Raw genomic sequence first — 19,123 nt, forward strand, 5'->3', positions numbered from 1 at the left:
CTGTGAACCGCACGGAGAGGCTTTTGAGATGAGCGACGGTTTTGTCCATCTGCGGGTACGATCGGCCTATTCCCTTCTGGAAGGTGCGATCAAGGCCTATGATATGGGCAAGCTGGCGGCCAAGGCGAAGATGCCGGCCATAGCCATCTGCGACCGCGGCAACCTGTTTGGTGCGCTCGAATTTTCTCAGGTGTGCAAGGATACGGGCGTGCAGCCCATCATCGCCTGCGCCCTGCCGGTCAAGGGTATAGGCGGTGCCCTCAGCGACCGATGGGCCAAGATACCGACCATTGTCCTGATCGTTCAGAACGAGCGGGGCTATCTCAACCTCACCGAACTGTCGTCCAAAGCCTATCTCGATATTGAGGCGACGGACGAACCGCACGTCCTGTGGGAAGAGGTGGTTAAACGCGCCGAGGGCCTGATCCTGCTGTCGGGTGGTCCCGACGGTCCGATCAACCCGCTGTTCAAGCAAAACCAGCCGGACGAAGCCAATGCCGCGCTAAAGGACATGCACGCGGCCTTCGGGGACCGATTCTATATCGAGCTTCAGCGGCACGACGGGTCGCCGCACGGTGGTATCCGCGGAGATTCGGCGGAAAGCGGTCTGGTGCAATTCGCCTATGCGCATGACGTGCCACTGGTAGCCACCAATGACGCCTATTTCGCTGACCGTGACATGTTCAAGGCGCACGAGGCCCTGCTGTGTATTTCCGACAGCACCTTTATGGGCGTGGCCGACCGGCGCAAGGTGACCAAGGATCACTGGCTGAAGCCGCCGCTGCTGATGCGCGAGGTGTTTTCGGACCTGCCCGAAGCCTGTGACAATACGCTGGAAATCGCGCGCCGCTGCGCTTTTCTGGTTAGCAAGCGCGATCCGATTTTGCCGCGCTTCGATACCGGTGCCGGGCGCTCGGAAGACGAAGAACTGGCCTTTCAGGCGCGTGAAGGCCTGAGAATGCGTCTGCAACAGGTCGAGCCGGCCTTCCCTGAAGAGGAATACTGGGCGCGTCTCGACCGGGAGGTGGGCGTCATCCAGAAGATGGGCTTCCCCGGTTACTTCCTGATCGTTTCGGACTTCATCAAATGGGCCAAGGCGCACGATATCCCCGTCGGGCCAGGCCGGGGGTCGGGGGCCGGTTCGCTGGTCGCGTGGGCACTGACCATCACCGACCTTGATCCGCTGCGTTTTGGTCTGCTGTTCGAACGCTTCCTAAATCCGGAGCGGGTCTCCATGCCCGACTTCGATATCGACTTCTGTCAGGAACGCCGCGAAGAGGTCATCACCTACGTTCAGGAAAAATACGGCCGCGAGCGGGTGGCACAGATCATCACCTTCGGTACGCTTCAGGCGCGCGCCGTGCTGCGTGATACCGGACGGGTGATGCAGTTGCCGCTGGGGCAGGTGGACCGTCTGTGTAAGATGGTGCCGAACAACCCGGCCAACCCGACCACCCTGGCTCAGGCTGTCGAAATCGAACCCCGCCTGCGCGAAGCCCGCGACGAGGAAGAGTCCGTTGCCAAGCTTCTGGATACGGCGCTGAAACTCGAAGGCCTGTACCGCAACGCCTCGACCCACGCCGCGGGTATCGTGATCGGCGACCGCCCGCTGACCGAGCTGGTGCCGCTGTATCGCGATCCGCGCTCCGACATTCCGGCGACGCAGTTCAATATGAAATGGGTCGAAAGCGCCGGTCTGGTCAAGTTCGACTTTCTGGGTCTGAAGACCCTGACCACGCTGAACCGCGCCTGGCACTATCTGAAAAAGCGCGGGCTTGAGGTCGATTTCTCCACCCTGCCGCTGGATGACAAGACCACCTATGAGCTGCTGGCGTCGGGTCAGTCGATCGGCGTGTTCCAGCTCGAAAGTCAGGGGATGCGCGACACCCTGCGCAAGATGCGCTGCGGGTCTATCGAGGAAATCACCGCACTGATTTCGCTCTATCGTCCGGGCCCGATGGACAATATCGACACCTATGTCGATCGGAAGTTCGGGCGTGCCGAAATCGACATGCTCCATCCCTCTCTGGAGCCGGTTCTGCGGGAAACCTACGGCGTCATCATCTATCAGGAACAGGTGATGCAGATCGCCCAGATCCTGTCAGGCTACAGCCTCGGCGAAGCCGACCTGCTGCGCCGGGCCATGGGTAAAAAGAAGAAAGAGGAAATGGACTTGCAAAAAGCAAGGTTTATTTCCGGCGCCAAGGAGAAGGGGGTTCCCGAAAAGCAGTCGGACTCGATCTTTGAACTGGTGAACAAGTTTGCCGGCTATGGCTTCAACAAATCACACGCCGCCGCCTATGCCTTTATTTCGTACCAGACGGGCTGGCTGAAGGCCAATCATCCGGTCGAATTCTTCGCCGCCAACATGAGCCTCGATATCACCAATACCGACAAGCTGGCGGTATTTTATCAGGACGCGCGGCAGTTCGGGGTGACTATTCGCCCGCCCGATATCAACCGCTCCAAGGCTGATTTCGACGTGGAAAATGGCGAAGTGCTGTACGCGCTTGGGGCCATCCGCAACGTCGGTCTCGAAGCCATGCACAGCGTGGTGGCGGTGCGCGAAGCGGGGGGACCGTTCAAGGACATTTTCGACTTCCTCGAACGCATCGACCCCAAGGCGGTCAATAAGCGGGCCATCGAAAATCTGGCGCGGGCCGGGGCCTTTGACTCGATCCACCCCAACCGCGCGCAGATCATCCAGAGCGCCGATCTGCTGATCGCCCACGCTCAGAGCATGGCCGCCGAGCGCGCCTCGGCGCAGGTCAGCCTGTTCGGCACCAATGATTCGTCGCGCCCGCGCTTGCCCAATATTCCCAAGGCCTCCGGGCCGGATGCGCTGGACGAAGAACTGTCCGCCGTCGGCTTCTATCTGTCCGGCCACCCGTTGCAGGACATGGTCGATGTGTTCAAGCGTCGTAATGTGACCCTGTACGCCGAAGCGCTGGCGCTGGCTCAGGAAGGCCGCGAAGCCTTCCGGATGGCCGGGGTGGTGCGTCGTCGGCAGGAGCGCGCCTCGGCCCGCACCGGGGAAAAGTTCGCCTTCGTCAACCTCTCTGACCCAAGCGGCGAATACGAAGTGATGTTCCAGCCTGAAGCCCTGCGTAAATACCGTGAGCATCTGGAACCCGGTCAGTCGATCCTGCTCAAGGTGCGCTGTAAGGGCTCGGACGGCGAGGTGCGTATGTTCGGTGAATCCGCCGAACCTATCGCCGGGGCTCTGAAGACCGATGATATGGGCCTGCGCCTGACCGTCTCTCCCCGTGGTTTCGATGTGGATGCTTTTAAAATGCAACTGGATGCCGCGCGCGGGCAGGGCGGGGAAATCACCCTTCTCAGCGAGATCGACGGGAACGAGGTCGAATTGAAAATGCCGCACCGCTATCGTCTGGACGCCAGCCTGCGCGGGGCCTTGAAAGCGATGAATGGCGTCCTATATTGTGAAGACGTATAGGAGAGGCGAAAACGGCCTGACCGCCGTCAGCACTTCTTCGGGCGCAATTTTCCTCAAAATCACTTGATTTTTTTGTCGATTGTGCCTAGTTGCGCACCATCTCACACGCGGACACGCGGGGGGATGCTGTCTGCACCTTTGATTTCCTGTGGTTTTCAAAGAAACAGATGTCATCCGACCGTTCCGAGGTTTCGGCTTGCCGAGGCTTTTTTCGTCCGCGGAGGTCTATCGGAATGAAAAGGAAATCTACTCATGGCTATGCCTGAACTGTCTATGCGCGCCCTGCTCGAAGCCGGTGCGCACTTTGGTCACCAGACCCACCGCTGGAACCCGAAGATGGAGCGTTACCTCTTCGGTTCGCGTTCCAACATCCACATCATCGACCTGTCGCAAACCCTGCCGCTGCTGCATCAGGCCCTGCTGAAGGTGCGCGAAGTCGCCGCCAACGGCGGTCGCGTCCTGTTCGTCGGCACCAAGCGTCAGGCCGCCGGTCCGGTCGCCGTCGCGGCCAAGCGTTCGGCGCAGTATTACGTCAACCACCGCTGGCTCGGCGGCACGCTGACCAACTGGCGCACCATTTCGGGTTCGATCGCGCGTCTGCGTGAACTGGAACAGGTCATGGAAAACCCGGTTGGCCGTTCCAAGAAGGAACTGCTGACCCTGACGCGCGAGCGTGACAAGCTGGAGCTGTCGCTGGGCGGCATCAAGGACATGGGCGGTATCCCCGACCTGATGTTCGTGATCGACACCAATAAGGAAGCGATCGCCATTCAGGAAGCCCGCAAGCTGAACATCCCGGTGATCGGCATCCTCGACTCGAACTCCGACCCGGACGGCATCACCTTCCCGGTTCCGGGTAACGACGACGCCGCGCGCGCCCTGCAACTGTATTGCGACCTGATCGCGGACGCCGTGCTCGACGGTCTCGCCGCGGGTCAGTCGGCTTCGGGTATCGACCTCGGCGCTTCGGAAGCCCCGATCGAGCCCGCGCTCATCGCCGAAGAGACCGGCGAAGCCTGATCTGCTTAGGAAACCTGAACGGAGCCTAAGCACATCAGGCTCCGTTCAGCGCATTTGCTGTTACGCATTTGTCATACCCTCAGGCTATGGAGCCGCTGAGGGATAGCTTTTAGTTGGTCGCGCCACTGATTCTGAAAGACTCACCTTGTCTTTTGGGGTGCGCACTGCAAATTTTTATGGAGGAATTCCATGGCTGAGATCACCGCCGCTCTCGTTAAGGAACTGCGCGAAAAGTCCGGCGCCGGCATGATGGACTGCAAGAAGGCTCTGTCGGAAAACGACGGCAACGTTGAAGCCTCGATGGACTGGCTGCGTACCAAGGGCCTGTCGAAGGCTGCCAAGAAGGCCGACCGCGTCGCCGCCGAAGGTCTGGTCGCCGTGGCCTCTTCGGGTACCACCGCTGTGGCCGTCGAAGTCAACGCCGAAACCGACTTCGTGTCGCGCAACGAGCTGTTCCAGAACCTGGCCCGCAATGCGGCTCAGGCCGGTCTGGCTGCGGCTGACGTCGAAGGTGTGCAGGCGGCTATCAATGACGAAATCACCAACCTGATCGCCAATATCGGTGAAAACATGGTGGCCCGTCGTATGGCCAAGCACAGCGTTTCGCAAGGCGTGGTGTCGTCCTACATCCACAACGCGATCGCCCCGAACCTGGGCCGCATCGCCGTTCTGGTGGCCGTTGAGTCGGCGGGTGACGCCGAAGCCCTGAACGATATGGGCCGCAAGATCGCCATGCACATCGCCGCCACCCAGCCGCTGTCGCTGTCGTCTGACGATCTCGACCCGGCCGCCGTGGAGCGTGAGCGCACCGTTCTGACCGAAAAGGCGCGCGAAGAAGGCAAGCCGGAAGCCATGATCGCCAAGATCGTGGACGGCCAGATCTCGAAGTTCCAGCGCGAAGTCGTGCTGCTTGAGCAGCCCTTCGTCATGAACCCGGATCAGACCGTGAAGCAACTGATTGCCGACACGGCCAAGGCGCTGGGCACCGACGTCACCGTCACCGGCTTCACCCGTCTCGCCCTCGGCGAAGGCGTGGAAAAGAAGGTCGATGACTTCGCCGCCGAAGTCGCCTCGATGATGAATCAAGGTTAAGGCTTAAAAGGGAAATCGGCCATCGGCTTGATTTCCCGACCTATGCACGATTTAAGGGCGCAGCATCGCAAGGTGTCTGCGCCCTTTGACTGTTCAAAGTCGGAAATCTCGGCTAGAGCAGGTCTGAGATACGCCATTGCCCCAAAGCTGATTCATTTGAAGGATTTTCCCATGTCTTCGCCCGACGTCCCGACTTATAAACGCATCCTCCTGAAGATCTCCGGTGAGGTCCTGATGGGGGAGCAGGGGTTCGGCATCGACATGAACACCGTCAAGGCGGTGGCCGAAGAGGTGGCCGAAGTCGCCGGTATGGGTGTTGAACTGTGCCTCGTCATCGGGGGCGGCAATATCTTCCGCGGCCTGTCGAAGGCGGCGGTGGGGATGGAACGCTCCTCCGCCGACTATATGGGGATGCTGGCCACTGTGATGAACGCGCTGGCCATGCAGAACGCGCTGGAAAAGCTGGGGGTCAGCACGCGCGTGCAGTCGGCGATCCAGATGAATGCCGTCTGTGAGCCCTTTGTGCACCGCCGGGCGCAACGCCATCTGGAAAAAGGTCGCGTGGTGATTTTCGCCGCCGGCCTGGGGGCACCCTATTTCACCACCGATACAGCGGCGGCCCTGCGTGCGGCGGAAATGCGCTGCGACGCGCTGTTCAAGGGCACCTCGGTCGATGGCGTCTATACGGCAGATCCCAAAAAGGACGCTTCGGCGACGCGCTATGACTCGCTGAACTATATGGAGGTCTTGTCGAAGGATCTGCGGGTGATGGACGCTTCGGCGGTGTCACTGATGCGCGAAAATGGTATTCCGATCGTTGTCTTTTCGATCCGTGAGCCGGGCGGTCTGCGCAAGGTGATCACGGGGCAGGGCGTCCATACGGTCATATCAAGCGAGGCCTGAGCGCCCTGACCGTTGAAAATACGAGACGGTCTCATATTTATCCGCGACATGAGACGGTCTTGAAAGGAAGACCAGAAGTCGTTTTCAATGACCTCTGGTCCTATTCGTCTAACGCGCGTCTTCCCTCTGTCGCCCACTGACAGGGGAGCGCTTCAATACAGAGATACCCAAATGAGCAAGCCTGACCTCAATAAGTACAAGGACCGCATGGACAAGTCCGTTACGTCGCTGAAGGACGATTTCGGCGGTCTGCGCACGGGCCGTGCCTCGGCCGGTCTGCTGGAAGGCATCACGGTCGATGCCTATGGGTCCGCCATGTCGATCCTCTCCTGCGCCGCCATCTCGGTGCCGGAACCGCGCATGATCAGCGTCAATGTGTGGGATAAGGGGCTGGTCGTATCGGTTGAAAAGGCCATCCGCAATGCGGGTCTCGGTCTCAACCCGGTCACCGACGGTCAGACCCTGCGCGTGCCGATTCCGCCGCTGACCGAGGAGCGCCGCAAGGAGCTGGCCAAGATTGCGGGCAAGTACGCCGAGGAAAAGCGCGTGGCCGTGCGCAATGTGCGCCGCGACGCCAATGACGAGCTGAAGAAGGCCGAAAAGGACTCGGCCATTTCCGAAGACGAACAGAAGAAGATGACCACCGAAGTGCAGAAATTCACCGATGAAGCGATCAAGCGCATCGACGAGATGCTGAAGGTGAAGGAAGCCGAGATCATGCAGGTCTAAACCTGCGTCGTGCCCGACTCACAGAGCCGGGCTTTAACCTGCGTATCGCCTCTTCAGACAGGCCTCTGTTTTTTTCAGGAAAGCGTCCCTTTATGCCCTCAGGGCCGGATCATATCGGTACAGGCACAGCACCGGTGCCGCTGCACGTGGCCATCATCATGGACGGTAACGGGCGCTGGGCCAAGGCGCGCCGCCAGATACGCACCTTTGGCCATAAGGCCGGGGTAGATGCGCTGCGCAAGACGATCAGCGCCGCGCCAGGGCTGGGGGTCACGCATATGACCGTGTTCGCCTTCTCCACCGAGAACTGGCGCCGCCCGGCCACCGAGGTGTCCGACCTGATGGGGCTGCTCAAGGCGTTTATCCGTTCCGATCTTGATCGTCTGGCGCGTGAAGGCGTCTGCGTCCGCATTATCGGGGATGTGGCCGGATTGCCGGCGGATATCCGCGAGTGCGTGGACGAGGCGCATCAGCGCACCCGCGACAACAGCCACTTCTTTCTTCAGGTGGCGCTGAACTATGGGGCGCAGGCCGATATTCTTGAAGCGGCCAAAACTTTTGCTTTGCAAGTGAAGTCCGGCGAGGCGGCGCTTGATGACCTGACGCCGGAGCGTTTTGGCGGACTCCTGTCCACGTCAGGCCTGCCGCCGCTGGATTTGCTGATCCGGACCTCGGGTGAACACCGGCTGTCGAACTTCCTGCTGTGGGAGGCCGCCTATGCCGAGTTTGTCTTTCAGGACGTGTTGTGGCCGGACTATGACGGCGTGTCGCTGAAGGCGGCTCTGGATGAATTCCGCCGCCGCGAACGCCGCTTCGGCGCTGTTGAGGCCAGTGATGTCGCTTCCGCCTGACGCGAAACCGAAAAAGTCGTCACGCGAGTTACTGTTTCGCATCGCCTCTGCCGCGGTGCTGATCCCGGTCGTCCTGCTGATCATTGCCTATGGCAACTGGGCATTTCTGCTGCTGCTGAGCGTCGGGGTGGCGCTGTTGGCCATCGAATGGGGCACGATGGCGGCGCCGAAACTGTCGAGCCGCATGGCCGTCAGCATCAGTCTGGCGATACTCGGCGGGGTGTTTACCGTCTATCTGTTCAACATGCTGGCCGGTCTGGCGGTTCTGGTGCTGGGGGCGGCGTGCGCGGGTTTCTATTTCCGCTACCTGAAGGGACCGCACCTCGATGCCGCCTATGGGGCGTTCTACATAGGCTGGCCGGCCCTGGTGCTGATCTGGCTGCGCGAAACGCACAACGGCGTCTATTGGGTCTTCTTTGCCTTCCTGATCGCCTGGGCGGCGGACAGTGCGGCCTATCTGGTCGGCAAGCTGGTCGGCGGACCCAAGCTGTGGCGCAAATATTCGCCCAACAAGACCTGGTCGGGCTTTGCCGGGGGCATGATCGCCGGCATGTTGACGGCCGGAACTCTGGCCGACATCACCAGGCTGTTTCAGTCGAGCACTGCCGCCCTGATCGTCGGCCTTCTGGTCGCCTTCGCCACCATGGGCGGTGACCTGTGGGAGTCCATGCTCAAACGCCGGTATGGCGTCAAGGATTCCGGCACGCTGATCCCCGGTCACGGCGGTCTGCTCGACCGGGTGGACGGGCTGATGTTCGCCATCGTCGCCATCGGCGGTATCCGCTGGCTGGTCATGCTGGGGACAAAGTTATGAGACGTATCTCCATCCTCGGTTCGACCGGTTCCATCGGCGTTTCGACGCTGAACCTGATCGAAGAAACCCTGACGCCCGGCGTCGATTACGAGCTTGAGGCCCTGTGTGCCGGTCGTAATGCGGCCTTGCTGGCCGAACAGGCGCTGAAATTCAGGCCACGTCTGGCCGTCCTATCCGATGCCTCGCTATGGGCCGATTTCAGCGAACGCATGAAGGGCTCCGGTATCGAGATCGCCTGCGGTCCCGACGCCGTGGAAGCCGCAGCGGCGCGTCCCGTCGATTGGGTCATGGCGGCCATTGTCGGCATAGCCGGTCTGCGTCCGGTGTGGGCGGCGGCCGGAACGGGGGCCACGGTGGCGCTGGCCAACAAGGAGAGCCTTGTCTGCTGTGGCCGCGCCCTGATCCTGCGTGCCGAGGCGGCCGGTGGGCGCATCCTGCCGGTCGATTCGGAACACAACGCCATTTTTCAGGTCTTTGAGGAGGCTGAGCGGGCGCGCATCCGCCGCCTGATCCTGACGGCTTCGGGCGGGCCATTCCGCGGTCGCCAGCGCAAAGACCTGGCCCATGTCACGCTCGAGCAGGCGCTGAAGCATCCCAACTGGTCGATGGGGGCCAAGATCACTATCGACAGCGCCTCTCTGGCCAATAAGGGGTTGGAGCTGATCGAGGCGGCCTATCTGTTCGACATGCCGTCGGCTCAGATCGACGTGCTGATCCATCCGCAATCCGTCGTGCACAGCCTGGTCGAATACAGCGATGGCTCGACCCTGGCACAGATGGGACCGCCCGATATGAGGGTGCCGATCTCCTACTGCCTCGGCTGGCCGCAGCGCCATAGCTGGGCCGCGCCGTCGCTCGATCTGTGCGCACTCTCGACCTTGACCTTCGAGCGCCCGGATACCGAGGTCTTCCCCATGCTCCGGCTGGCGCGTGAGGCGCTGGAGGCGGGGGGGCTGATGCCTGTCGTCTATAATGCCGCCAACGAGGTGATGGTGCAGGCCTTTCTTGAGGGCCGCATCGGTTTCCTCGACATTCCGGCAACGGTCGAAGCCGCCATGATGCGGGCGCAATCGCTCTCTATGGCTTTCGGAAATGATTTGCGCCATGATGTGGCACAAATCGAGCGGGTGGATGCCGAAACGCGATCACAACTGATCGCTTCCGGAGACGATACGCGCCGGGCAGCGGGAACATAGGGCAGGCCTTTTTGCGGGCGTGACGGGATAAAGTACGGACACTAATGATCTTTCAAATTCTGGCCATACCCACATTCCTGCTGGTGATATCCCTGATCGTGACCTTTCATGAACTGGGTCACTTCAGCGTCGCCCGCCTGTTTAAAACGAAGATCGAGCGCTTTTCCGTCGGATTCGGCCCGGTCATCTGGTCCAGACGCGACAAAAATGGTGTGCTTTGGTGCCTGAGCGCCCTGCCTCTGGGGGGCTATGTCAAGTTTTCGGGCGATGAACATGTGTCTTCCATGTCACCCGACGCCGAAGAATTGGAAAAGGCCCGCCGCGCCATCCGTGAGCGCGAAGGTCCGGGCGCGGAAATGGCCTATTTCCATTTCAAGCCGGTGTGGCAACGCTTTCTGATCGTGCTGGCCGGTCCGGTCGCTAATTTTGTGCTGTCTATTCTGATCTTCGCCGCCGTCTTCATGATTGTGGGCAAGGGCATGGCGCCCGGCACGGTCATGGGATTCCCGGAGCCCAATGGGCCGGGGGCCCGCTCAGGCCTGAAGGTCGGCGATCAGTTCGTCCGCATCGACGGCCGCGAGGTCAAGACCTCCGAAGACGTGATCATGCTGGTGCGGATGCGCGGCAACGAGTCCGTACCGGTCGAGGTGCGTCGCGACGGGCAGATCGTGCGCCTGACCGTTACGCCGGAGCGTCGACTTATTCCCGAAGCCTCCAAACATGTGCCGACCTATGCCGGCGTGCTGGCTGTGGCCATTGGCGACGGTAAGCCGCGTGTGCCGTGGCCGCACGAAGCCCTGTGGCTGGGGACGCAGAAGACGCTCGGCGTGCTTGACACGACCCTGACCTATATTGGCCGTATTTTCACCGGAAAAGAAAACGGAGATCAGCTGTCGGGCATTATCGGCATGACCAAGGCGACGGGTGATCTGACCGCCGAAGTCGCCAGCATCAAGGCGACGCCGGGTCAGATTGCCTTTAGCTGGATGCTGACCATGTTACAGATGGCGGCCTTCGTCTCGGTCGGTATCGGCTTCGTCAACCTGTTGCCGGTACCGGTGCTCGATGGCGGGCATCTGGTCTTTTACACTTACGAAGCCATTGCGCGGCGGCCACTCAGCGCCACCGTGCAGGGGCTGGGATACAGATTTGGACTTGTGGCCTTGTTCGGTTTGATGTTGTTCGCTACATGGAATGACCTTAACCGTACCGGCATCATCAAGTTTTTCGGGGGGCTGTTTTCATGACCGGCACAGATCAGGGCCTTATCCCTGTCTACTCCCTCCGTTCGTGACGGCCAAACATACAAGCGGAACGATACCTTTCCATGAATAGTCCTGCCTCCACTACCTCCAAGATACGTCCTTGGACCGCCAGCGTCAGCCTGCTGGCGCTTCTGGCGGCCACCGGTCCCGCTTTGGCGCAACAGGCGCCGGCCGCCGACGCGGCTCAGGCCCCGGCCCCTCAGGCCGCCCCAGCCCCACAGGTCGCCGTCATCGGGCGAATCAAGGTGGAAGGCAACGAACGGATCGACGCCGCCACGGTCATCTCCTATCTGCCGGTGCAGGTGGGTCAGACGGTCAACGATCTCCTGATCGACCAGTCGGTGAAGACGCTTTACCGCACCGAACTGTTCTCCGACGTGCAGATCGTCATGAACGGCAACGAAATGGTTATCAGCGTGGTCGAAGCGCCGATCATCAACCAGGTGGTGTTCGAGGGTAACAGCGCCCTGTCGAAGGACAAGCTGCGCGACGAAGTGACGATCCGCCCGCGCGGCGTGTTCACCAAGGCCAAGGTGCAGGCCGACGTCCAGCGCATTATCGAGCTTTATCGCCGCTCAGGCCGCATCTCGGCCACGGTGACGCCGAAAATCGTCGAACTGCCGCAAAAGCGCGTCGATCTGATCTTCGAAATCGACGAAGGTGTGAAGACCGGCGTGGAGAACGTCAACTTCGTTGGCAACAAGGCCTTTTCGGACAATGAACTGGCCGGGGTGGTCGTCACCAAAAAGTCGCTGTGGTGGAAGTTCTTCTCCTCGAACGACAACTACGATCCGGATCGTATGGATTACGACCGCGAGCAGTTGAAGAAGTTTTATACCAACCGCGGCTATTACGACTTCCGCGTCGTCTCGGCCGTGGCCGAACTGACGCCGGACCGCAAGGACTTCGTCATCACCTACACGCTGGACGAAGGTCAGAAGTATAATTTCGGCCGCGTCGTGGTGAAGACCGAAAACGAGAAGCTGAACGGCGAGAACCTGCAACGTATGTTGCCGATCCAGCCGGGCCAGCTCTATGAGAGCGACCTGATCGAAAAGTCGGTCGATGCCCTGACCTATGCGGCCGGGCAGGCGGGCTTTGCCTTCGTGGACGTGCGTCCGCGCGACGAAGGCAATCCCGAAACGAAGACGGTCGATGTAACCTTCAACGTGCGCGAAGGTGCCCGCGTCTATATCGACAAGATCGACATTGTCGGCAACGCCCGCACGCTCGACCGCGTCGTGCGCCGTGAAATGCTGGTGTCTGAAGGCGATGCCTACAACAAGGCCCTGATCGAACGTTCCAAGATGTTCGTCAATGCGCTGGGCTTCTTCAAGGACGTCGATATCAAGGAAACGCCGGGTTCGGCCCCTGACCGCACCAATATTCAGGTGCAGGTCACCGAGCAGCCGACCGGCGAACTGAGCTTCGGGGCGGGCTTCTCGTCCTATGAAAAGTTCATCCTCGACGTCGGCATTACCGAACGCAACTTTCGGGGTCGCGGTCAGAACGTGCGCGCGCGCGTGTCGCTGGGCTCGATCCAGAAGAATATCGACCTCAGCTTCACCGAGCCGCGCTTCATGGGCCGCGACGTGTCGGCGGGCGTCGATCTGTTCTCCAGCTCGTACAACTATTCGGGCGTCAGCTATTCGTCGAAGACGACCGGGGCGGGCCTGCGTCTGGGCTACAGCCTGAACGGCTACTCCATCCTGCGCCTGCGCTATAACCTGCGCAGCGACGAACTGCGCTATTCGGGCTCGTCGGAATGTGACGCCCTGCAATATAGCTGCGGCAACGGCGTGACCTCCAGCGTCGGCTACACCCTGTCCTTCGATCGCCGCAATGACTACGTGCTGGCGACGCGCGGTTGGCAGGCCATCCTGCGTCAGGATTTCGCCGGATTGGGCGGTGACACGCGCTATGTTCGCTCCGAGCTTGAAGGCCATTGGTATCACGGCTTCCGCAAGGATATGGTCCTGCACCTGCAAGGCATCGCCGGCAATATCACGCCGGTGGGCGGCGACGCCGTTCGCATCAATGACCGTTTCTTCAAGGGGGGCACCACATTCCGCGGCTTCGAAAATGCCGGTATCGGCCCGCGCGACAGCAATACGACCTACGCGCTGGGCGGTGAAACCTACGCCATCGGCACCGTCGAAATGGGCATCCCCAACGGCCTGCCCGAACAGTACGGCCTTAAAACCGCTCTGTTTGTCGATTTCGGTACCCTGGGGGGCATCGACGACCGCCTGAAATATTGTAGCGCGGCTCAGGCGGCGGTCGGTAGCTGTGCCGCCGGTTCGCGCCTCAGCTATATCCAGGACGAAATGTCCCTGCGTGCGTCGGCAGGCGTGACCATCCGCTGGAAGTCCCCCATGGGTCCGATCCAGTTCGATATCAGCCAGATCCTGTCGCGCGAAGATTACGACAAGACCGAAACCTTCCGCTTCTCGCAATCCACTCAGTTCTAACCCACGCTTACCAAAGCCATCAACGAGTTCTCACGCTATGAAAAAGCAACTTCTCCTCACCGTCTGCGCCCTGTCGGCCACTGCCCTGACCTCGGTTGCCATCGCCCAGACTCCGGCCGCTGCGCCGGCGGCGGCCCCTGCGGCCACTCAGCCCCAGACCAAGCCGGGCCCGGTCATCGCCGGCGTCTGCGTCTATTCCAACGAAGCCGTCATGGCCAATGCGGCGGTTTCCAAGGCCGCGGCTCAGCGCCTGCAACAGATCAACCAGCAGGCCGAGGCCGAACTGGAGCCCGACGCTCAGGCGCTGGAAAAAGAGCGTGCCGGCCTCGCCGCTCAGCAAAAGACCCTGACCAAGGACAAGTTCGACCCGCTGGCTCAGGCCTTCATGGGTAAGGTCAAGGCTTTCCAGGACAAGGCCTTTATCGTCAATCAGGAACTGGGCCGTACCGAGCAGGACGCCAATGTGAAGGTGGCGCAACTGGTTGCGCCCGCCCTGTCGGCGACCTATGAAGCCAAGAACTGCGGTATGCTTGTGGACCGTAAGGCCGTGCTGTTTGCCAACCCGGCCATGGACATCACCGGTGACGTGATCCAGAAGCTCGACACCTCCAAGGTGGCGGTCGATATTAAGCGCGTCGTTCTGCCGGAAGCCGACCGTCAGAAGCTGCTGAAGGCCAAGGCCGAGCAGGACGCCCAGCAAGGCGGTTAAAGGGTTCAACCGGCCTTCGCGCCGGCTGAAAACTTTGTAAACACACAGTGAGCCTTGTCCGGCGAAATATGCGCAAGCATCGCTGGACAAGGCTCTGTTTATTTGAGCTATATGCACCTTTTCCGCCCTTTGGCAGGATGCGGCGGGGATGGTTTTTCTGCCTTGAGCGTTTTCTCAAAGGTGCGACCAGACAAAAAGCGTAGAGCGGACGTCCTTCCGCTTCGGTCAGGAGTAATGTGCGGGATGCCCGATCAAAGGTTCTTTGAGGTTGCTTCCGAAATCGCCCTCGATGATGTTCTCGGCCTGACCTTTGCCACGCTCGCGCCCGGTGCACACGGCGCGGGGCAGAGCATCAGCGGCTGTGCGCCCCTGTCTGTGGCCGGTGCTACCGAGGCGGCCTATTTCAGTGACCGCCGTTACCTTGAAAATCTGCGCCGGACGCGCGCCGGCTTTGCCTTTGTGCCCGAAGCCGACATCGCCCATGTCCCCGAAGGGACGCTGCCCCTGATTAGCCGGTCGCCGCAGGCCTCGTGGTCGCGTCTGGCCGCGAAGCTCTACAGCGCGCGCCGCCATGAGGGAGCGCAGGCCATTCATCCCTCGGCCCACATCGAAGAGGGCGTCACACTGGGGGTTGGGGTCATTGTGGGGCAGGGGGCCGAGATCGGCCGTGGTACCTCCATCGAAGCCTATACGGTGATTGGTCCCGGCTGTCAGATCGGCCGCAACTGCCGCATCGGCGCGCAGGCGACGATCTATTGCGCCCTGATTGGCGATGGCGTGCATCTGGCGTCCGGCGTGCGAATCGGCGAGGCTGGGTTTGGCGTGTCGGGTGATCACGAGGGGCTGATCGACGTGCCGCAACTGGGGCGCGTCATCCTTCAGGATCACGTGTCGATCGGTGCGGGAACCTGCGTGGATCGCGGGGCCTACGACGATACGGTTATCGGCGAAGCCTCAAAGATCGACAATATGGTTCAGATCGCCCATAACGTTAAACTTGGACGTAACGTTATCGTCGCCGCCCATTCCGGGCTGTCGGGTTCCGTCCAGGTGGGGGATGGCGCTATGTTCGGGGGACGGGCGGGCGTGATCGACCATATTGAAATCGGGGCCGGCGCGAAGGTCGCGGCGGGTGCCGTTGTGTTTAAGGATGTCCCGGCGGGACAGATGTGGTCGGGCTTCCCGGCCAAGCCGTCGCGGCAGTTTCTGCGCGAGGCGGCCTGGCTGAGCAAGGCGGCTACCAAGGATAAGGGCTAAGAACAGAAATGACCACGGATCAGGCCAGCGAGACGCCGGAAGGCGGGGCACCCGAAACCGGTATCGACATTAGCTATCAGGAAGTGATGAAGCGGATTCCGCACCGCTATCCCTTCCTGCTGATTGATCGCGGTGAAAACTGGATCAAGAACAAGAGCATGGTGGGCATCAAGAACGTGACGTTCAATGAGCCCTTCTTCAACGGCCATTTCCCGGAAAACCCCGTCATGCCGGGCGTGCTGATCATTGAGGCGCTGGGGCAGACCGGGGCCGTGCTGATGTCCAAGTCGCTGGACGTCTCAGTCGAAGGCAAGACCATCTTTTTCATGGGCGTCGATGGCGTGAAGTTCCGCAGTCCCGTGCGTCCGGGCGATCAGTTGCGGATGCATGTCGAAGTGACCCGTCACCGGGGGGATGTGTTCAAATTCCGTGGCGAAGCCTTTGTGAACAAGAAAATCGTTTGCGAATGTGAATTTGCCGCCATGGTGGTCGAGAACCCGCAATGAGCATCCACCCCACCGCCATTATCCACGACGGGGCCCGGCTGGGCGAAGGGGTGAGCGTCGGCCCGTGGTGCATCGTTGGTCCACATGCTGTGCTGGGTGACCGTGTCAGCCTGCAATCGAGCGTCGTCATTCAGGGCCATACCGAAATTGGTGCCGACAGCCATGTGCACCCCTTTGCCGTTCTGGGCGGTTCGCCCCAGCATCTGGCGCACAAGGGCGAAGACACCCGCCTCGTTGTCGGTGAGCGCAATCAGATTCGTGAACACGTCACCATGCACACCGGCACGGTGAAGGGCGGCGGCGTGACCACGGTCGGCAATGACTGCCTGTTTATGGTCGGCAGCCATGTGGCGCACGACTGCGTCGTCGGCAACAATGTCGTGCTGGCCAATAACGCCTCGCTCGGCGGCCATGTGCAGGTCGGCGATTTCGTATTTCTGGGCGGCCTGTGTGGCGTGCATCAGTTTGCGCGCATTGGCCGCTACAGCTTTGTCGGCGGCGCGGCGATGGTCACCAAGGACGTCATCCCCTACGGGTCCGTCTGGGGCAATCATGCGCGTCTGGAAGGCCTTAATCTGGTGGGTCTGAAGCGTCGCGGCTTTTCGCGTGACCTCATCCTGTCGCTGCGCACCGCCTATCGCATGATGTTCGCACCGGAAGGTACCTTTCAGGAGCGTCTGGACGACGTGCTGGAAAACTTCAGCGATATTCCGCAGGTCGTTGAGATTGTGCAGTTTATCCGCGAAGACTCCAACCGTCCCATCTGCCTGCCGGTGGAGTGATGGACAAGCTCGGCCTCATTGCCGGTGGCGGGCTGGTGCCGGTTGAAATCGCCCGTTACCTACAGCGTAGCGGGCGACCCTATTGCGTGATCCGCCTCGAAGGACTGGCCGACGCGGAGCTGTCGGCGCATCCCGGCCACGATATTGATGTCGGTCATTTCCAGAAAATCTTTGTCACCCTGGCGCAGGAAGCCTGTCGTGCGGTGTGCATGGTCGGCTATGTCAAGCGCCCGGATTTCGATGCCATGGAGCGCGACGAGGGCGGGGCGGCGCACCTGCCCGCTATTCAGGCCGCCGGGCGCGGCGGCGACGACTCGCTCCTGCGTCAAGTTGCCAAGGTGTTTGAGAGTCAGGGCTATGCCATAGTGGGCGCGCACGAGGCCAATCCGGAACTGTGCCTCGAAGAGGGGCTTCAGGCCGGAGAAGCCCCGCCGCCCGAAGCGCGCGAAGATATGGAGGATGCCTTCCGTGTCGCGCACGCCCTCGGGGCGCTGGATATCGGTCAGGCGGCGGTTGTCGCCGGGCGGATTACGTTGGCCGTCGAGGCGCAGGAAGGCACGGACGCGCTTTTGAAGCGTGTGGCCACCCTGTCGCCGGTGCTGATCGGCACGGCGGCGCGGCGCAAGGGTGTGCTGGCCAAGGTGCCGAAACCGATACAGGATTTGCGGCTCGACATGCCGACCATCGGCGTGCAGACGGTCGAGGCGGCTGCGGCGGCGGGTCTCTCTGGAATTGTCGGGCAGGCGGGGGCACTGCTCGTCGTGGACAAGGCGCGCGTCTATGCCCGTGCCGCCGAACTGGGACTTTTCATCTATGGACACGCCCCCAATCCGCAAGCCGATTAAGCTGATGCTGGTCGCAGCCGAAGCCTCCGGCGACATGCTGGGGGCGGGGCTGATGCGCGAACTGCAACGCCAGTCACCGGTGCCGCTCACCTTCTGTGGCGTCGGCGGCAAGCGCATGGCCGAGCTGGGCATAGAAAGCCCCTTCGATATTTCCGAACTGTCGATTCTGGGCCTGATCGAAGGGCTGAAAGCCTATAAGCGCGTAAAGGCGCGTGTTGCCGATACGGTAGCGCAGGCGTTGCGCGAAAAGCCCGATGCGGTGGTTCTGATCGATTCCTGGGGTTTCACGCTGCGCGTGGCGCACGGCATTCGCGCGGCTCTGCCCGATGTGCCCCTGATCAAATATGTCGGGCCGCAGGTCTGGGCCACGCGGCCGGGACGCGCCAGAACGCTGGCGCAAAGCGTCGATCTCTTGCTGGCCCTGCACCCGATGGACGCCCCCTATTTCGAAAAAGAGGGGCTAAAGACCGTTGTCGTGGGCAATCCGGCCCTGAATGTCGATTTCAACACCGCCGATCCCGAGGGTCTGCGGGCTGGGCTGGGCATCGGCGAGGCGCCTCTGCTGCTGGTTTTGCCGGGCAGCCGTCCGTCGGAAATCAAGCGCCTGATGCCGGTCTTCCGTGAGACCATCGAAACCCTGTCGCGTCAGCGTCCCGAACTGGTCTTCGTGGTGCCGGTGGCCGATACGGTGCGCGATCAGGTGCGTGACGGTCTGGCCGGTGTGCAGGCCCCTTTGCATCTGCTGGACAGCGAGACAGATAAGCTGTCAGCCATGCGCGCGGCGACGGTGGCGCTCGCCTGTTCCGGTACGGTGACGACCGAACTGGCTCTGGCCGGGTGTCCGATGATCGTCGCCTATAAGGTCGAGTCCCTGACCTATTTCCTGTTCAAACACATGTCGCCACTCACCCACGTCACCCTGTTCAACATCATGGCAGGCAAGGGGGTGGCCCCGGAATTCATCCAGCACGATTGCACGACGCCCAATCTGGTCGCCGCGCTCAGTCAGAGGCTGGACGATCCGGCCTTCCGCGCCGCTCAGACCGAGGCCCAGTACGCGGCGCTTGACCTAATGGGGCGGGGTCAACCGGCCCCGGCCATCCGGGCAGCCGAAGCCGTGCTGCAACACCTGATGCAGGTCAGGCATTAAAGCACACGGCGGATTTCGCCCTTGTCCTGACGCGATTCTCGCCTAATTTAGGGTCTGGTTTTGACGCGATCTCAGA

The 19,123-nt window shown here is 61.3% G+C and carries 16 protein-coding genes; all 16 read left to right on the plus strand.

All coding sequences use genetic code 11. The features are described from left to right. The first annotated feature begins 28 nt into the window (after positions 1 to 28). Positions 29 to 3,457 carry a DNA polymerase III subunit alpha gene (gene dnaE / locus AACH73_RS14525; RefSeq protein ID WP_338735744.1) on the plus strand — a complete coding sequence of 1,143 codons (3,429 nt, stop codon included), beginning with the start codon at positions 29 to 31 and terminating at the stop codon, positions 3,455 to 3,457. A 252-nt stretch (positions 3,458 to 3,709) separates the two neighbouring features. Continuing rightward, a complete protein-coding gene (gene rpsB / locus AACH73_RS14530) occupies positions 3,710 to 4,477 on the plus strand; it encodes a 30S ribosomal protein S2 (RefSeq protein WP_013480305.1) in 768 nt (255 codons plus the stop codon). A 189-nt stretch (positions 4,478 to 4,666) separates the two neighbouring features. Further along, a complete protein-coding gene (gene tsf, locus AACH73_RS14535; protein WP_013480306.1) occupies positions 4,667 to 5,569 on the plus strand; it encodes a translation elongation factor Ts in 903 nt (300 codons plus the stop codon). Positions 5,570 to 5,740: 171 nt separating this feature from the next. Then, a complete protein-coding gene (pyrH, locus tag AACH73_RS14540) occupies positions 5,741 to 6,472 on the plus strand; it encodes a UMP kinase (protein ID WP_272742648.1) in 732 nt (243 codons plus the stop codon). A gap of 171 nt (positions 6,473 to 6,643) precedes the next feature. Then, positions 6,644 to 7,201, plus strand: a complete 558-nt coding sequence (frr, locus tag AACH73_RS14545) for a ribosome recycling factor (RefSeq protein WP_272742649.1) — start codon at positions 6,644 to 6,646, stop codon at positions 7,199 to 7,201. Between the two features lie 92 nt (positions 7,202 to 7,293). Beyond that, complete coding sequence (gene uppS, locus AACH73_RS14550; protein ID WP_272742650.1) at positions 7,294 to 8,052, plus strand: polyprenyl diphosphate synthase; 759 nt, start codon at positions 7,294 to 7,296, stop codon at positions 8,050 to 8,052. Beyond that, a complete protein-coding gene (locus AACH73_RS14555; protein ID WP_272742651.1) occupies positions 8,036 to 8,866 on the plus strand; it encodes a CDP-archaeol synthase in 831 nt (276 codons plus the stop codon). Before uppS ends, AACH73_RS14555 begins: the two co-directional genes overlap by 17 nt. Then, positions 8,863 to 10,062 carry a 1-deoxy-D-xylulose-5-phosphate reductoisomerase gene (gene dxr / locus AACH73_RS14560; RefSeq protein WP_272742652.1) on the plus strand — a complete coding sequence of 400 codons (1,200 nt, stop codon included), beginning with the start codon at positions 8,863 to 8,865 and terminating at the stop codon, positions 10,060 to 10,062. The genes AACH73_RS14555 and dxr overlap by 4 nt, the downstream gene beginning before the upstream one ends. Positions 10,063 to 10,106: 44 nt before the next feature. After that, the gene (locus AACH73_RS14565) at positions 10,107 to 11,309 is read left to right on the plus strand and encodes a M50 family metallopeptidase (protein ID WP_338735745.1); all 1,203 of its coding nucleotides are present in this window, start codon (positions 10,107 to 10,109) and stop codon (positions 11,307 to 11,309) included. A gap of 80 nt (positions 11,310 to 11,389) precedes the next feature. Continuing rightward, positions 11,390 to 13,798, plus strand: coding sequence for an outer membrane protein assembly factor BamA (gene bamA, locus AACH73_RS14570; protein ID WP_338735746.1), 2,409 nt, complete (start codon positions 11,390 to 11,392; stop codon positions 13,796 to 13,798). A 37-nt stretch (positions 13,799 to 13,835) separates the two neighbouring features. Further along, on the plus strand, positions 13,836 to 14,507 hold the full coding sequence (locus tag AACH73_RS14575; RefSeq protein ID WP_272742655.1) for an OmpH family outer membrane protein: 672 nt from the start codon (positions 13,836 to 13,838) through the stop codon (positions 14,505 to 14,507). Between the two features lie 243 nt (positions 14,508 to 14,750). Beyond that, positions 14,751 to 15,764, plus strand: a complete 1,014-nt coding sequence (gene lpxD / locus AACH73_RS14580) for a UDP-3-O-(3-hydroxymyristoyl)glucosamine N-acyltransferase (RefSeq protein WP_272742656.1) — start codon at positions 14,751 to 14,753, stop codon at positions 15,762 to 15,764. 8 nt (positions 15,765 to 15,772) lie between these two features. Continuing rightward, entirely contained in the window at positions 15,773 to 16,270 is a 498-nt protein-coding gene (gene fabZ / locus AACH73_RS14585; RefSeq protein WP_272742657.1) for a 3-hydroxyacyl-ACP dehydratase FabZ, read from the plus strand. After that, positions 16,267 to 17,052 carry an acyl-ACP--UDP-N-acetylglucosamine O-acyltransferase gene (gene lpxA / locus AACH73_RS14590; protein ID WP_272742658.1) on the plus strand — a complete coding sequence of 262 codons (786 nt, stop codon included), beginning with the start codon at positions 16,267 to 16,269 and terminating at the stop codon, positions 17,050 to 17,052. Before fabZ ends, lpxA begins: the two co-directional genes overlap by 4 nt. After that, the gene (lpxI, locus tag AACH73_RS14595) at positions 17,052 to 17,897 is read left to right on the plus strand and encodes a UDP-2,3-diacylglucosamine diphosphatase LpxI (protein ID WP_272742659.1); all 846 of its coding nucleotides are present in this window, start codon (positions 17,052 to 17,054) and stop codon (positions 17,895 to 17,897) included. Before lpxA ends, lpxI begins: the two co-directional genes overlap by 1 nt. Further along, entirely contained in the window at positions 17,866 to 19,047 is a 1,182-nt protein-coding gene (lpxB, locus tag AACH73_RS14600) for a lipid-A-disaccharide synthase (RefSeq protein ID WP_272742660.1), read from the plus strand. The genes lpxI and lpxB overlap by 32 nt, the downstream gene beginning before the upstream one ends. Positions 19,048 to 19,123: the final 76 nt, after the last annotated feature.

It is taken from the genome of Asticcacaulis sp. DW145, assembly GCF_037101385.1.
In the GTDB taxonomy this organism is placed as follows: Bacteria; Pseudomonadota; Alphaproteobacteria; order Caulobacterales; family Caulobacteraceae; genus Asticcacaulis; species Asticcacaulis currens.

Coding starts and splice junctions, on each gene's coding strand:
- dnaE (WP_338735744.1), top strand. CDS start 29: ATGAGCGACGGTTTTGTCCATCTGCGGGTACGATCGGCCTATTCCCTT.
- rpsB (WP_013480305.1), top strand. CDS start 3,710: ATGGCTATGCCTGAACTGTCTATGCGCGCCCTGCTCGAAGCCGGTGCG.
- tsf (WP_013480306.1), top strand. CDS start 4,667: ATGGCTGAGATCACCGCCGCTCTCGTTAAGGAACTGCGCGAAAAGTCC.
- pyrH (WP_272742648.1), top strand. CDS start 5,741: ATGTCTTCGCCCGACGTCCCGACTTATAAACGCATCCTCCTGAAGATC.
- frr (WP_272742649.1), top strand. CDS start 6,644: ATGAGCAAGCCTGACCTCAATAAGTACAAGGACCGCATGGACAAGTCC.
- uppS (WP_272742650.1), top strand. CDS start 7,294: ATGCCCTCAGGGCCGGATCATATCGGTACAGGCACAGCACCGGTGCCG.
- AACH73_RS14555 (WP_272742651.1), top strand. CDS start 8,036: ATGTCGCTTCCGCCTGACGCGAAACCGAAAAAGTCGTCACGCGAGTTA.
- dxr (WP_272742652.1), top strand. CDS start 8,863: ATGAGACGTATCTCCATCCTCGGTTCGACCGGTTCCATCGGCGTTTCG.
- AACH73_RS14565 (WP_338735745.1), top strand. CDS start 10,107: ATGATCTTTCAAATTCTGGCCATACCCACATTCCTGCTGGTGATATCC.
- bamA (WP_338735746.1), top strand. CDS start 11,390: ATGAATAGTCCTGCCTCCACTACCTCCAAGATACGTCCTTGGACCGCC.
- AACH73_RS14575 (WP_272742655.1), top strand. CDS start 13,836: ATGAAAAAGCAACTTCTCCTCACCGTCTGCGCCCTGTCGGCCACTGCC.
- lpxD (WP_272742656.1), top strand. CDS start 14,751: ATGCCCGATCAAAGGTTCTTTGAGGTTGCTTCCGAAATCGCCCTCGAT.
- fabZ (WP_272742657.1), top strand. CDS start 15,773: ATGACCACGGATCAGGCCAGCGAGACGCCGGAAGGCGGGGCACCCGAA.
- lpxA (WP_272742658.1), top strand. CDS start 16,267: ATGAGCATCCACCCCACCGCCATTATCCACGACGGGGCCCGGCTGGGC.
- lpxI (WP_272742659.1), top strand. CDS start 17,052: ATGGACAAGCTCGGCCTCATTGCCGGTGGCGGGCTGGTGCCGGTTGAA.
- lpxB (WP_272742660.1), top strand. CDS start 17,866: ATGGACACGCCCCCAATCCGCAAGCCGATTAAGCTGATGCTGGTCGCA.